The 13,688-nt window shown below is 71.8% G+C and carries 11 protein-coding genes; 6 read left to right on the top strand and 5 right to left on the bottom strand.

The features are described 5' to 3' along the window. Window positions 1-60: 60 nt before the first annotated feature. Both GVV75_RS05200 and GVV75_RS05195 read right to left on the bottom strand, forming a co-directional pair. Window positions 61-2,172, bottom strand: a complete 2,112-nt coding sequence (locus GVV75_RS05200; RefSeq protein ID WP_159813785.1) for a hypothetical protein — start codon at window positions 2,170-2,172, stop codon at window positions 61-63. A gap of 317 nt (window positions 2,173-2,489) precedes the next feature. Then, window positions 2,490-3,119 (bottom strand): hypothetical protein, encoded by a 630-nt coding sequence (locus tag GVV75_RS05195; RefSeq protein ID WP_159717960.1) that lies wholly within the window; start codon window positions 3,117-3,119, stop codon window positions 2,490-2,492. A gap of 307 nt (window positions 3,120-3,426) precedes the next feature. On the opposite strand from GVV75_RS05195, the gene GVV75_RS05190 reads away from it, so the two are divergent. The 6 genes from GVV75_RS05190 to GVV75_RS05165 all read left to right on the top strand — a co-directional run bounded on the left by GVV75_RS05190 (window position 3,427) and on the right by GVV75_RS05165 (window position 10,807). Further along, a complete protein-coding gene (locus GVV75_RS05190; RefSeq protein ID WP_159717958.1) occupies window positions 3,427-4,317 on the top strand; it encodes a fructose bisphosphate aldolase in 891 nt (296 codons plus the stop codon). A gap of 708 nt (window positions 4,318-5,025) precedes the next feature. After that, complete coding sequence (locus GVV75_RS05185; RefSeq protein WP_159717956.1) at window positions 5,026-5,868, top strand: sensor histidine kinase; 843 nt, start codon at window positions 5,026-5,028, stop codon at window positions 5,866-5,868. Continuing rightward, window positions 5,865-6,575, top strand: coding sequence for a response regulator transcription factor (locus tag GVV75_RS05180; RefSeq protein WP_159717954.1), 711 nt, complete (start codon window positions 5,865-5,867; stop codon window positions 6,573-6,575). Before GVV75_RS05185 ends, GVV75_RS05180 begins: the two co-directional genes overlap by 4 nt. A 130-nt stretch (window positions 6,576-6,705) precedes the next feature. Further along, complete coding sequence (locus GVV75_RS05175) at window positions 6,706-7,758, top strand: ABC transporter substrate-binding protein (RefSeq protein WP_159717952.1); 1,053 nt, start codon at window positions 6,706-6,708, stop codon at window positions 7,756-7,758. A gap of 33 nt (window positions 7,759-7,791) precedes the next feature. Beyond that, entirely contained in the window at window positions 7,792-9,564 is a 1,773-nt protein-coding gene (locus tag GVV75_RS05170) for an ABC transporter permease (RefSeq protein ID WP_159717950.1), read from the top strand. A 70-nt stretch (window positions 9,565-9,634) separates the two neighbouring features. Then, a complete protein-coding gene (locus GVV75_RS05165; RefSeq protein WP_159717948.1) occupies window positions 9,635-10,807 on the top strand; it encodes an ABC transporter ATP-binding protein in 1,173 nt (390 codons plus the stop codon). Between the two features lie 200 nt (window positions 10,808-11,007). Here the strand turns inward: GVV75_RS05165 and GVV75_RS05160 are convergent, their stop codons facing one another. From GVV75_RS05160 to GVV75_RS05150, 3 genes are all read right to left on the bottom strand, one after another. Further along, the gene (locus tag GVV75_RS05160; protein WP_159813783.1) at window positions 11,008-11,880 is read right to left on the bottom strand and encodes a DUF5926 family protein; all 873 of its coding nucleotides are present in this window, start codon (window positions 11,878-11,880) and stop codon (window positions 11,008-11,010) included. A gap of 97 nt (window positions 11,881-11,977) precedes the next feature. Next, complete coding sequence (locus tag GVV75_RS05155; protein WP_159624356.1) at window positions 11,978-13,105, bottom strand: DUF5129 domain-containing protein; 1,128 nt, start codon at window positions 13,103-13,105, stop codon at window positions 11,978-11,980. A gap of 70 nt (window positions 13,106-13,175) precedes the next feature. Then, window positions 13,176-13,571 carry a Rid family detoxifying hydrolase gene (locus GVV75_RS05150; protein ID WP_159624354.1) on the bottom strand — a complete coding sequence of 132 codons (396 nt, stop codon included), beginning with the start codon at window positions 13,569-13,571 and terminating at the stop codon, window positions 13,176-13,178. Window positions 13,572-13,688: the final 117 nt, after the last annotated feature.

Genomic DNA, 13,688 nt, shown 5'->3' with positions numbered 1-13,688 from the left:
GAAGGGCAGTTCAGGGCAGTTCAGCGCAGTTCAGTCCGGTTCTGCACGGTTCCCAGAAGTTCAGTGCAGGAGGGCGTACACCTTCCAGGTATCGGCGTCGGAGTCCACAACGAGGGAGCAGTCCCCGACTCCGCCCCACGGGATCGCCGGGGAGACAGCCTCAATCGCCCGGGACGTCGTCGGATCGGACATCCGGGCGTAGAGCCACTGCTCGGATTCGGTCTGACCGTAGTAGTAGACGCCGTCGCAGGTCGCGGGGGCGAGGGCCGCCAGGGTGATGGAGGGTTGATCGCCAGCGTCCATCACCAGCCGGCCCACCGCGTGGATCGACCTCTCCGGGAAGCCGACGACGCTGGTCGGCAGGGAGTTAAGGTCGATGCCGGTGATCGAGGCGAGGCGGGAGCCGTCGTCGACGCCGAACAGGCTCAAGGCGCCACCGGTCGCGTCGCTCCAGCCCACGGCCACCAGCGAAGCGCTCACCGTGCAGATGTAGGCCGGCGCGGCGCCGGTCCCGCCGTCGCCGACCAGGGTCCCCTCACCCACCGCGCCCGCACGGGAGATCCGCGAGTAGTGGGCATTGCCGTCCACCATGAGGACATGGCTGTCCGTGGCCGCGGTGGCCGTGTGCCCGCTGGGCACGGTGACGGTGTAGACGCCCCGGCTGTCGACGCCGGCAGCCGAGGAGTCGGGCAGGGTGAAGAGCGGATTGCCCCCGACCCAACTCACCGTGGCGCCCGACGGCGGGGTGACGCTCGTGGGCGTGCCCAGGACGGTGCCGGTCAGCGGGTACCAGGACATCCCGGTCGGGGTGACCGCCCAGATGGCCGCGGCGCCATCCATCGTTCCCAGCACGAGGGCCTGGGCGTCGGCCGGCGCGGCCTGGCTGCTCGCCGGTGCGCCGTTGACGTCGAGGATGTCGAGGGTCGAGCCCGGCGTGAGGATGGCGACGCCATCGGGCAGTGCCAGAGGGCTCGTCTGCGGCTTGATCTCGGCCTCCCAGACCGCCTTGGGGCTCAGCGGCGACGGCGCGGAGTGGGAGGGCAGCGCGATCGTCCCGCTCGGTCGCGGAGTGGTCGACGCGGAACCGGCCGGGGATGCCGAGGACCCCGTCAGCATCTTGGCGAGTACCGCGACGGCGCCCGCTGCCCCGACGGCACCGACGGCCCCGACCGCCCCGAGGACGGCGCGCCGGGACACCCGGCTGCCGCCGCGTCCCGGCGCCTCGCCGGCGGCGCCCTCGTCCTCGATCGACGGCATGTCCCTGGGGGCGTCGCGGCGCGATGGCGCGGGCGCCCCCAGGCCGCCCATCCGCTGGTCCCCGTCCTGCGGTGCGGCGGGGGCGATGGGCATGGGCTCCACGGCGGGCGCGGCGGGGGCGATGGGCTCCGCCGCAGGCGCGGCGGGGGCCGCCGCAGGGGCGGGGGGCATGGGCGGCGCGGGAGGAATAGGAGGCGCGGGGGGCACTGGGGGTACTGCCGCGAGGGGCGCCGGCATCACCCCGTAGGAACCGTTGGCGACGGGCGCGGAGGACGCCGTCGGGTACCTGCGGGTGTCCGGAACCTGGGGCTCCTGCGGGGCCGACGGCGCCTGCGGGAGCATCGGGGATCGCGGCGCTTGCCGCTCCGGGGGGAGTCGGAGGACCTGCCCGGGATCCGCGGCGGGCGCAGCCCCACCGCCCGCCGGCTCGGCGTCGTCCGCTCCACCCGGGCCCGCGGCGCCGGCCATCGAGGGGGGCCCGCTGACGGCGAGGGCCTCATCGGGGTCGATGCCCACCCCGGCCGGGGCTCCCGCGCTGGCCCACGTCCTGCGGGCATCCGCGCCGAGCGCCTCCCACTGGTCGTCGGAGGCGAAGGCCATCGCGTCGAGCGGGTCGATGGGGCTGAAGTTGGCGTCGTTGGGACCGCGCAGGATCGCCCCGGTGATGTCGCCCTTGAGGACGTACCAGAGGGAGTCCTGGCCGTCCCGCACGTGCATGGGGGCGAGGACCCCGTCGCCGTACTGGGTGCCCACAAGCCACACGGCCGCGCTGATGCAGGTGACCGCGGGCGCCTGCCCATTCACGGGCGTCACTTCCCGGCCGTTGATGGTGATGACTCCGGCGGAGTCGACCTCCGCCTGGATGACCGGGTGGGTGAAGGCCATGCCCAGGAGGTCGGGGGTCATCTTCTGCATGGCGGTGTCCTTCTTGGGGGATGCGTCAGGGAGGAGGAGGCGCCCGGGAGCGCGCCGTCCCTGAGAGGGAAGGCGGCGGCAGGGGACGCCGCTGTCCTCGATCCTCGGACGAGGCAGCACCACCCATGAGGCGGCGCTGAAGATAACGGTACCATCACAGCGTTTGGCCGGATAAGTGCTGGTTTTCGCGCCCCGGGCGCTCGTGCGACGCCGTCGAGGACGGTCCAGCCCACCGGCGCCCAGGCCCGTGGCGCGGGGATGGCGGGATGCCGCCTTCGGGCGGGGGCCGCCGGACCGCGGGCAGCGACCGGGGGAGGTTAGAGGAGGCCGCCGTTCATGACGCGCTCCCATTCCGCCGCGCGGTCCGCACGGCGCCCGGCCTCGATGAGGATCTGCTGAGCGGCGGGCAGGTCCTCCACGATCATGGCCGCCATCGCCTGAGCGGTGCCGGACCGGCGCCCCCAGCCCTGCCGGGCGGCGTCGAGCGCCATGCCGGCGTCCCCCCACTCCCCCAGCCCGGAGCGCAGGGCGGTGACCAGCGTGTACACCGCGGCGCGCCGTTGCCAGGCCTGCCCGGTCGGGGCGGGATGCTGGGCGCGCAGCCGGACGACGAGCTCGTCGTCGGTCTCGAGGTGGGTCAGCCAGCCGGAGTGGAGGAGGAGGTGGCCGGCGCCGTCGAGGCCCGCCTTCCAGGCGCGGCGGGCGGCGACGGCGGGGGCAGGGGTGTCGGTGAATGTGGGGATGGTGGCCGCCCACTCCCCCAGCCAGACGGCGTCGACGATGGCGGCCAGATCCGCGCGCCCCAGGGCGGCGTGGTCGACGAGCTCGGCAGCCTGATCGCACTGCTCCTGGGCCGAGCGGGTCCGGTCCTCGTCGAGTTCGCCGGCGACGAGCCGGGCGACGGCGGGGGACATCGGCTGCGGGGAGGAGGTGTCGGCAGCGGGCATGGGCATCGCTCCTTCAGGGCCGGGGCGCTCAGGACGGCCGGGCGCCGCGGGAATCAGCGTAGGCCAGGACGGGGCGCGACGCGGCGTGACGGAGCGCGCCAAGCGGCGTGACGAGCGGTTCCGAACCGGTCTCGTCGCTGTTTTCGACCGGTCTCGCGCCAGCGGGGAGTGGTGGCCGCCGTCGGGGGTTGAGAGCCCTCCGACGGCGGCCACCTGAAGCTCCGCACCACTGGAGCCGACCTGTTAATGATAACGGTTCTCGGCTAGGATGTCACGCATCCGATCCGATCCCTTACGAGGAAGCATCATGCCCAACCCCGACCAGCTCGCCCGCATCCGCACCGCGCCCGGCTTCATCGCCGCCCTCGACCAGTCCGGCGGCTCCACCCCCAAGGCCCTGGCCGCCTATGGCATCGGCGCCGACCGCTACGGCGACGACGCCGAGATGTTCGACCTCGTCCACGCCATGCGGACCCGTGTCATCACCTCTCCCGCATTCACCTCGGAGCGCATCATCGGCGCCATCCTCTTCGAGCGCACGATGGACGGCGCCATCGAGAACCGACCCACCGCCGAGTACCTGTGGGACGTCAAGGGAATCGTCCCCTTCCTCAAGATCGACAAGGGCCTGGCCGAGCGCACCCACGGCGCCCAGGTGATGAAGCCCATGCCCGAGCTCGACTCCCTACTCGACCGCGCCGTCGCCCAGGGCATCTTCGGCACCAAGGAGCGCTCGGTCATCCACGGCGCCGATCCCGCAGGGGTCGCCGCCGTGGTGGACCAGCAGTTCGAGGTGGCCCGGCGAGTCCTGGACAAGGGGCTCGTGCCGATCATCGAGCCCGAGGTCTCCATCAGCGCCCCGGATAAGGCCGAGGCCGAGGCGCTGCTGCGCGACGCCCTCACGGCGGGCCTGGACGCTCTGCCCGAGGACGCCGTCGTCATGCTCAAACTGACGATCCCCTCCGAGGATGGCTTCTACAGCCCGCTCATGGCCCACCCCAGGGTGGCGCGCGTCGTGGCCCTGTCTGGTGGCTACCCGCGCGAGGAGGCCAACGAGCGCCTGTCGCGCAACCCCGGCCTCATCGCCTCCTTCTCCCGCGCCCTGCTGGAGGGACTGAGCGACGGCCAGTCCCAGGAGGAGTTCGATACGACCCTCGCTACCACGATCGACGGCGTCTACCGGGCCTCCATCGCCTGAACGCGCTCAAGGCCGGCGCGGCGCGGGGTTGATCCGCGCCGCGCCGCTCCTCGCACTGCGCGCCGCGACACCCACCGCGCGCCCCACACCCCACCACCGCGCACCCAACACCGACTGGCGCCCTTCCCCCCGACAGGTGCCACCAACACCGAGAGGAGCAGGCAGAACGCACCACTCGGTGCTATCGGCACCTCTCAGCGCGGACGCACCCCACACCGCACACCCCACCACGCGGGCACACCCCACCACCGCACACCGCGGGCACACCCCACACCGCGCGCACACCCCGCACCGCACCGACTGGCGCCCTTCCCCCCGACAGGTGCCACCAACACCGAGAGGAGCAGGCAGAACGCACCACTCGGTGCTATCGGCACCTCTCGGCGCGGACGCACCCCACACCGCGGGCGCACCCCACCACCCCACACCGCGCGCCCCACAATGCACACCCCGCCGCCCCACACCCCGCACCGACTGGCACCCTTCCCCCCGACAGGTGCCACCAACACCGAGAGGAGCAGGCAGAACGCACCACTCGGTGCAATCAGCACCTCTCGGCGCGGACGCACCCCACACCGCGGGCGCACCCCACCACGCGGACGCACCCCACACCGCGCACCCCGCCACCCCGCCACGCGGGCGCGCCTCGCCACCTCGCCACCTCTCGGCGCGGGCGCGCCTGTCGGCGCGAGGCGGCACAATGACCCCATGCCCTGCGCCTGGACCCCCGCGCTTCTGGCAGCCCTGTGCCTCGTCCTCGCCGCGGCCTGCGGCATCACCGCCCGGCAGCGCCACCTCCTGCGTCTGGTGCGCCTGGACAACGCGCGCCTGCGCGCCACCGCCCAGGACCGAGCGACCCCGCGCGACGTCCTGGCGCACGAGATCCGCACGCCACTGGCCCTCATCGGCGCCTCCGCCGAACTCCTCGCCGAGGAGACCCCTGGAGAACTCAACGAGGTGCAGCGGCGCTTCGTCCACACGATCCAGGACAACGCCCGCCAGGCCCAGCAGATGGCCGAGGACTTCCTCACCGAGGCCCGCCTGGGCCACGAGCTGTTCTCCCTGCGCCTGGCGGACGTGGAGCTGCGCGGCCTCGTGCGCGAGCTCATCCAGGAGATGCGCCGCACGGCGAGCAACCCGATCCGACTGGAGGAGCGGGGCCGCCCCATCCGCGCGCACGCCGACCACCGCCTCCTGCGCCAGGCCATCGCCAACACCGTCACCAACGCCCTGCGCCACTCCCCTGAAGGCACCACCGTGACGGTGCGCGTCAGCGCCGAGGCCGAGGACGCGCTCATCACCGTCATGGATGACGGCCCGGGCATGACCCCCCACGAGCGCAGCCAGGCCTTCGAGCCGTACGCCACAACCAACCCCCTGGCTGCCCCGGCGAGCCGAGGCGCGGGCCTGGGCATGCTCGTCACCCAGCGCATCATGGAGGCGCACGAGGGCGGCGTCCTCATCGACACGATCATGGCCAAGGGCACCACCGTCTACCTCTCGCTCCCCCTGCGCCGCGACGCACCACCGAAGGAGGGCCAGCCGTCGTGACCTCGCACCCGACCCCGCCATCGCTCACCGCGCTGATCGTCGACGACGAGCCGCAGATGGTCTACATCATCACCTTCGCGCTGGAGACCCAGGGCTTCAGCTGCCTGAGCGCCTCCAGCGCCGAGGAGGCCTGGGCGATCCTGTCCAATCAGGCCATCGACCTCGTCATCCTCGACGTCATGCTCCCCGGCGCTAGCGGCGTGGAGCTGTGCCGCCGCATCCGGGCAGCGGGGATCGGAGCGCCCGTCATCCTCCTGACGGCGCTGGGCGACGAGCCCCACCGGATCGCCGGGCTAGAGGCTGGAGCCGATGACTACGTGACCAAGCCCTTCTCCCCCCGGGAACTCGCCCTCCGGGCCCGGGCGGTCACCCGGCGCACAGGGGCGGGCCCGGAGGCGATCGAGAACGGGCCCCTGCGGGTCTCCACGCTCACCGGCCGGGTCTCCTGGGCGGGGCGCTCCATCCCACTGCCGGACACCGAGGCCAGGCTGCTGGCGGCGCTGGCCCGCCACCATGACACGGTCGTCACCTGGCAGGAGTTACTCGGTGAGGTCTGGGACACGAGCGACGACTCCGGGGGCAGGGAGATGGTGCGCACCACCGTCTACCGCCTGCGCCGTCACCTCCAGGCCCGGGGCATCAGCCCGGAGATCGTCATCTCCGCGCGCGGGCGCGGCTACCTCATGCCCCGGCTCGACGACGCGTGAGGCATGGCGGCGCGCATGACAGCACTGTCACCATCCGTGATCGTCAAGGCATGGATCGTGATTGCGCTCACGGAGCATGATGAATCCGATCGGCGCAATGAGGCGCCGCTGACAACAGAAAGGCAACCCCATGCGCTTCCCTCTCCGCCGCGCGACCACCGCTGCTCTCTTGACCGCGAGCCTCAGCCTTGCCGGATGCGCGGGCACCACCGACTCAGCCTCGGGCGGCGACGGCGATGGCCCCATCACCATCGCCTGCGGCGCCATGGAGGACCTGTGCCAGGCCTGGACCAAGGCCTTCACCGCCGACACCGGCATCCCGGCCACCTATGTGCGCCTGTCCTCCGGTGAAACGGTGGCCCGCCTGGCCTCGGCCAAGGACAGCCCCGAGTTCGACGCGTGGCATGGCGGCCCCGTCGACGGCTACGGGGAGGCCGTGAACCAGGGGCTCATCGAGCCCTACAAGTCACCCGAGGCCGAGAAGATCCCCGCCCGGTACAAGGACGCCGACGGCAACTGGACCGGCGTGTACATCGGCGCGCTCGGCTTCTGCTCCAACAAGACCCAGCTCGACAAGCTCGGGGTGGGGGTCCCCAAGTCCTGGGACGACCTCCTCAACCCCGCCCTCAAGGGCCAGATCTCCACCGCCCACCCCTCGACCTCCGGCACCGCGTTCACCACCCTGTGGACGCAGGCCACTCGCCTGGGCGGCGAGGACGCCGGCATGGACTACATGAAGAAGATGCACAACAACGTCCTCCAGTACTCCAAGTCGGGCACCGCCCCCGGGCAGATCGCCGGGCGCGGGGAGGTCGCCGTCGGGCTGGTCTTCTCCCACGACTGCGTGAAGTACCAGGAAGAGGGCATGAGCGACCTCGTCGTCTCCTTCCCCAAGGAGGGCACGGGCTATGAGGTCGGCGGTGTCGCCCTGGTGGCGGGCTCGAAGCACAAGACCTCGGCGCAGAAGTACATCGACTGGGCCATTTCCGCCAAGGCTCAGAACATCGGGCAGACCGTGGGCTCCTACCAGGCGCTGACCAACCCGGAGGCCACCGTGAGCGACAAGAGCGTGGATCTGGCCTCCCTCAGCCTCGTCGACTACGACTTCACAGCGGCCGCCAAGGCGAAGTCGAAGCTCACCGCCCGCTTCGACGAGGAGATCGCCGCCGCCCCCAAGGAGTGACGGCGCGGTCAGCATCTGCATAAGGACATCACTATGACTGCCATCACTCTGCCCTCCCCCGGGGGCGCCGCTCCCGCGGCCCCAGCCGATCCTGCCTCCCGCGGCCAGGCATCGGCGGGGCGGCGGGCCCGCACCCGCGTCAAGCAGGACCCCGTGACGATCGCGATCCTCGTCGTCGTCCTGGCCGCCCTCATCGCCCTGGTCCTCCTGCCGCTGAGCCGCATCCTCGGCGAGGCCGTGTCCGCCAAGGGCATGGCCGTGCTGCGGGTCATCGTCAGCTCGTCGGCGAATCGCACCACCGTGCTCAACACGCTCCTGATGGGAGTCGTCGTGGGCGCCGTCGGGACACTCGTGGGCTTCCTCCTGGCCTATGTGCAGGTTCGGGTGCGCTTCCGCGGCAAGCGGCTCTTCCACCTCATCTGCCTGCTGCCCGTGGTCTCCCCGCCCTTCGCGGTGGCGACGGCGGCCATCACCCTGTTCGGGCGCAACGGCATCATCTCCACCCAGATGCTCGGCCAGCACTGGAACATCTACGGCTTGAACGGCCTGACGCTCGTGCTCGTGCTGTCCTTCTTCCCGGTGGCCTACATGAACCTGGCGGGGATGCTGCGCAGCCTCGACCCGGCCATGGAGGAGGCGGCGGCATCCCTCGGCGCCTCACGCTGGACGGTGTTCCGCACGGTCACCCTGCCGATGCTCGTGCCGGGCCTGGGCGCGTCCTTCCTTCTGCTGTTCACCGAGGCGATCGCGGACCTGGCCAACCCCCTGGTGATCGGTGGGGACTTCACGGTGCTGGCCTCGCGGGCCTACATCGCCATCACCGGCGAGTACAACACCGCGGCCGGCGCCGCCTACTCCCTCGCGCTGCTCGTCCCCTCGCTGCTCGTCTTCCTGGTGCAGCGGTACTGGTCCAAGCACGCCTCCACCGTCACAGTGACCGGTAAGCCGGCCGGCTCCTTCAAGCTCCTGGGCGGGCCAGCCCGCGTACCGCTGCTGGCGGTGAGCGGGATGATCCTGGCGCTCGTGGTGGCCATCTACGCCGCGGTCGTCGTCGGCGGCTTCGTGGAGATCCTGGGGGTCAACAACGCCTTCACCATGCGGCACTTCGACTACGTGCTCTCGGGCATCGGCAATGACGCCATCGTCGACACCACGATCCTGGCACTCCTGGCCACCCCGGTGGCGGGACTGCTGGGGATGCTGGTGGCCTGGCTGGTCGTCGTGCGCATGCGTCGCGGCGCCGGGATCGTCGACTTCCTCGGAATGCTGGGACTGGCCGTTCCGGGCACGGTCCTCGGCATCGGCTACCTCGTCACCTTCAACAAGCCGGTGGCGTTGTTCGGCGCCAACATCATCCCGCCGCTGGCCGGGGGCGGGGCCGTCATGGGCGGCGCCCTGGCGATCGTCATGGTGTACACGGCGCGCTCCATGCCCGCGGGCCAGCGCTCCGGCATCGCCTCCCTCCACCAGATCGACAAGGCGATCGACGAGGCCTCGACGTCGCTGGGCGCCTCGGGCGCGCAGACCTTCCGACGCGTCACCCTGCCGCTCATCCGGCCGGCGTTCCTCACCGGCCTGGTCTACGCCTTCGCGCGCTCGATGACGACGCTGTCCCCGATCATCTTCATCACGACGCCGCACACGAAGATCATGACCTCCCAGATCCTCGCGGAGGTCGACGCCGGACGCTTCGGCAACGCCTTCGCCTTCTGCACGATCCTCATCGTCATCGTCATGACCGTCATCGGCGGCCTCAACCTCCTCATGCGGGGCCGCGCTGGCCAGGCCCGCAGCGACGCCGGCTAGAGCCGGCCAAGCGGCCGCACCGGCCCCGCCCCGCATCCCCTACGAGCACATCGAGCCAAGGAGGCTCCCCATGCCCACACAGTCCACACCCTCCGCGCCCGGCCCCAAGGGCGGCCCCGCCGCCACCGGCCACCTCGAGTTGCGCGACGTCGTCAAGGTCTTCTCCAACCGGGGCAAGGATGTCTACGCCGTTCACGGCGTCAGCCTCGACATCGCCCCCGGAGAGTTCGTCACTCTGCTAGGGCCCTCGGGCTGCGGCAAGACGACGACGCTGCGCATGATCGCCGGATTCGAGGACACCACCTCCGGCCAGGTGGTCCTCGATGGCCAGAACATGGTGTCCCTGCCGCCCAACAAGCGGCCCATGTCCATGGTCTTCCAGTCCTATGCCCTGTTCCCCCACCTGAGCGTGCGCGAGAACATCGCCTACGGGCTCAAACTGCGCCGGACCAAGCCCGAGGAGATTCGCGAGCAGGTGGAGGTGGCGCTGACCTCCATGAACCTGAACTCCCTGGCGGATCGCGCGCCGAACGAGCTCTCCGGCGGGCAGCAGCAGCGCGTGGCCCTGGCCCGCGCCATGGTCATGCGCCCCAAGGTCCTGCTCTTCGACGAGCCGCTGTCCAACCTGGACGCGAAGTTGCGCGTGCGCATGCGCCTGGAGATCCGCCGCCTCCAGCAGCGCATGGGCATCACCTCGATCTACGTCACGCACGACCAGGCCGAGGCCATGACGATGTCGGATCGGATCGTGGTGATGAACGCCGGCCGGATCGAGCAGGTGGCCACGCCCGAGGAGATCTACCGGAGGCCGGCCAGCACGTTCGTCGCCGACTTCATCGGCCGGGCCAACTTCCTGGCGGCCACCGCCCGGGATGTCGCCGCCGGGCGCTGCTCGGTGCGGGTGCTCGGCGCGACGATCCAGGCGGCCTGCCATGAGGACGTGTCCTCCGGCGGCGGCGTTACGGTGATCGTGCGGCCCGAGTCGGTGCGCCTGAGCCCGTGCGGGACCGCTGGCGGCGCGGCCGGCAGCGAGCTTATCGGCGCGCACGGCCGGGTGCTGTCCTCCGTGTTCTACGGCGATCACGTCGAGTACGAGGTTGAGACGGAGGCCGGCACGATCCTGTGCGTGGAGTCCGATCCTGAGCCCGCCTCCGTCCACTCCGAGGGCGACGATGTCATGGTCGACATCGAGGCCTCCCGCGCCTGGGTGCTCCCCGAGGCGACCGCCGACGGCGGCCAATGAGGACCGAGGAGGGCGATCCGCGGCGCGCTAGCGAGGCGTGACGAACTCACGCCGGGCTCATGCCGAGCTCATGCTCAGCGCGCCGCGCGCCGACCGGTGCGTTCCGCCCCGACAAGTGCGCTCAGCGCCGACAGGCGCGTTGTCACCGCACCTGTCGGGGCGGACGGCACCTGTCGGGGCGGACGGCGCCTGTCAGCGGCTCAGAGGTTCACCTGGCGGGAGATGATGCCGGCCTTGGCGCGGCGGGCGGCAGCGTCGAGCGGCGAGTCGTCCGCGAGCGCGGCGTCGAGGCGCTCGGCCATGGCCCGCATGGGCTCGGTGAGGTCGGCCGCCGTCGTGCCGGGGAGGAGCTCCCACACGGGGATCGCCAGGCCGCAGGCGCGGAAGGCGCCGATGAAGCGCACCCCCTCGGCGAGGTCGGACTGGCGGGCGGCGTGGACGCGGGCGAAGGCGTTGAAGAACTCATCCTCGTCCTCCCCGCGCACCCAACGCACGAACTCCTTGCCGTTCATGCGGCACCAGTAGGCGTGCGGTACCCCGGGCACGGGCTCGGTGGGCGCGACGTCCCCCTTAGCCTCCTCGATGACGCGCACCGTGTCCGGGTCCTCGCGCTGCTCGTCGGTGAGCCAGAAGCCGAAGGACTCGTGAACGGTGAACTCGGAGTCGAAGGAGGGGTCGAGCATGTCCTGCAGGCGCGGGCCGGGCTCGGGCAGGGCGTTGGCGGTCAGGCCCGTTCCGGGCGCGAGGCCGAGGGTGGTCTGGAGGGCGGCGGCGACGTCGCGGGAGGCGTCCCCGGAGTGGAGGGAGGTCTGCAGGGCGATGAGGACCGCGCCATCGGCGCGCTTGAGGCCCTGGGCGAGCTCGGGCAGGAGGCTCACGAAAGTGATCTCGGTGCCGCCATGCTCCTCGGTGAGGCGGGCGGTGAGGGTGGCGGCCGGGATGAGTTGCATCATGGCGACGAGGTCCTCCTCGTCCGCCAGGCCCTCGAAGGGGCGGGCGACGAAGGGGACCTGCTGCTTCTTGGGGGCCTTGGCGGCGTCGGGCTGACGGCGCTGGCGCTTCTTCTTCGACATGCGGGCAAGACTACCGGGCGCCCGTGCGGCCGCCCCACGGGCGCCGTCGGGGTCGGCGCGGCCGCGCGGCTCGACTCACGACGCGGCTCCCCGGCAACTACTTCTTACCCGTGCCCCTCGATTCAAGGTACGCGTCCAGGATGCGCTCGATCGGGCTGGAGTACTGCGACGCCGTCGCCAGGCCCTGCCAGCGGATGCCCGCGGCCCGAATGCCCGGGGAGTAGTCGTGAAGGCGAATGGTCGCTGCGGGGTTGTAGGAGACCGCCGCCCGCTCCCCGTCCTCGCCGGCGGTTGGGCTGACGCCGGTCTCGTCGCCCTGCCAGGTTCCGGAGTACTCGTAGCGGTCATCATCATCGGGAAGCTTCCAGGTGCCGATGTACTCGCGGTAGTGCGCGAGCCCCGCCTCCTCTCCGGGCAGGGCCTCGGCGGCGAGGGCGCGCCGGACCAGGGCGTCGGCGCGGGCGCGGATCTCCGCCGCCATCGCATCGAGCTCATCGAGGGCGGCGCCCGGGGCCAGTGCCCCGGAGGCGAGCTGGGCGCGCAGGGCGGTGAGCCGGGCGCCACAGGCGCGGGCCCAGCCGAGCTCGGAGTCGGCGATGGGGGCGGCCGGGGCCTCGTCGCCCACCTCCTGGCAGAGCTCACGGAAGATGTCCAGGTCCTCGCGCAACGGCCCGCACTCGTTCTCCCAGGCGTCCTCCCAGCCCGGGGCCCGGGTGAGGAGGGTGGCGGCGTTGCGGACGGCGTCGTTGATGGCGCTCAGGCCGGAGACGTCGTCGCTCAGCTTGGCGGCAGCCTCGCTCAGGGCGGGATCGTGCCAGTCGATCCATCGCATCCGTCCGACGTCCGCGAGGACCTCGCCGGTCTCGCGCTTCCTCCCCTCGTACCAGCGCAGGCGCTTGAGGACCTGGGCGCCATGGGCATCGCCAGTGGGGATGCGGGCGGCGTCGGCGCTCGTGACCCCGGCGCCAGCCTCGGCCCGCGCGTAGGACTCCTGCGCCTTGAGGAGCATCCGGCGGCCGCGCCGCGGCGGGGCGACGATCTCGTGCTCCACGATCAGAACGCCGAGGGCCGCCAGCGCGACGACGATGAACCAGCCCTCCAGATCGAGGTCCAGCATGATGATGAGGGCCAGAGGGATGGCGAAGAAGATCGCTGCGATGACGCCGTCGGTGACGAGCGCGGGAGGGACACGACCGCCGGAGGATCGCGGAGGCGGGGAAGTCATAGCGGCAGGCTAGCAAGCCAGGAATCCCAACGTTTCAGGGGCTCCAAGGGGCGGCCGCGGCTCAACCCCCTCAGGGGCGAACGGCGATGGCCTCGATCTCCACGCGCGCCCCCAGCGGCAGGGCGGCCACGGCAAAGGCGGCCCGGGCGGGCAGGACCTCGCCGGTGAAGTAGCGGGCGTAGACCTCGTTGACGACCGCGAAGTCGGCGATGTCGGCGAGCAGGACCGTGGTCTTGACGACGTGCTCGTAGCCCAGGCCGGCCTCGGCGAGGATCGCGCCCACGTTCCTCAGGGACCGCTCGGCCTGGGCCGCGATGCCGCCGTCGACGAGCGCGCCGGTGGCGGGGTCGAGCGGCACCTGGCCGGAGACGAAGACGAGGGAGCCGGGCGCGTCGGAGGCGCTCACGCCCTGGGAGTAGGGGCCGACGGCGGCGGGAGCCTGGGTGGTGGCGATGCGGGTGGGCATGGGCGATCCTTCCGGGGCGGGGCGCGGGGCGCCGATGGTGCGCTGCCACACACTGTAGAGCGCCGGGGCGGGGCGGTGGCTCTGGCGGCCCCTCAGAGCCGCCCGGGCATCGCCGAC

The organism is Actinomyces sp. zg328 (genome assembly GCF_009829635.1).
In the GTDB taxonomy this organism is placed as follows: Bacteria; Actinomycetota; Actinomycetes; order Actinomycetales; family Actinomycetaceae; genus Actinomyces; species Actinomyces marmotae.
Note: the sequence above shows the minus strand (reverse complement) of the source record. Positions and strands in the feature narration are given on the sequence as shown.

What these genes read in the sequence shown, in the direction of transcription:
- GVV75_RS05200 (WP_159813785.1), bottom strand. Translation starts at nt 2,172, where the DNA reads ATGCAGAAGATGACCCCCGACCTCCTGGGCATGGCCTTCACCCACCCG.
- GVV75_RS05195 (WP_159717960.1), bottom strand. Translation starts at nt 3,119, where the DNA reads ATGCCCGCTGCCGACACCTCCTCCCCGCAGCCGATGTCCCCCGCCGTC.
- GVV75_RS05190 (WP_159717958.1), top strand. Translation starts at nt 3,427, where the DNA reads ATGCCCAACCCCGACCAGCTCGCCCGCATCCGCACCGCGCCCGGCTTC.
- GVV75_RS05185 (WP_159717956.1), top strand. Translation starts at nt 5,026, where the DNA reads ATGCCCTGCGCCTGGACCCCCGCGCTTCTGGCAGCCCTGTGCCTCGTC.
- GVV75_RS05175 (WP_159717952.1), top strand. Translation starts at nt 6,706, where the DNA reads ATGCGCTTCCCTCTCCGCCGCGCGACCACCGCTGCTCTCTTGACCGCG.
- GVV75_RS05170 (WP_159717950.1), top strand. Translation starts at nt 7,792, where the DNA reads ATGACTGCCATCACTCTGCCCTCCCCCGGGGGCGCCGCTCCCGCGGCC.
- GVV75_RS05165 (WP_159717948.1), top strand. Translation starts at nt 9,635, where the DNA reads ATGCCCACACAGTCCACACCCTCCGCGCCCGGCCCCAAGGGCGGCCCC.
- GVV75_RS05160 (WP_159813783.1), bottom strand. Translation starts at nt 11,880, where the DNA reads ATGTCGAAGAAGAAGCGCCAGCGCCGTCAGCCCGACGCCGCCAAGGCC.
- GVV75_RS05155 (WP_159624356.1), bottom strand. Translation starts at nt 13,105, where the DNA reads ATGACTTCCCCGCCTCCGCGATCCTCCGGCGGTCGTGTCCCTCCCGCG.
- GVV75_RS05150 (WP_159624354.1), bottom strand. Translation starts at nt 13,571, where the DNA reads ATGCCCACCCGCATCGCCACCACCCAGGCTCCCGCCGCCGTCGGCCCC.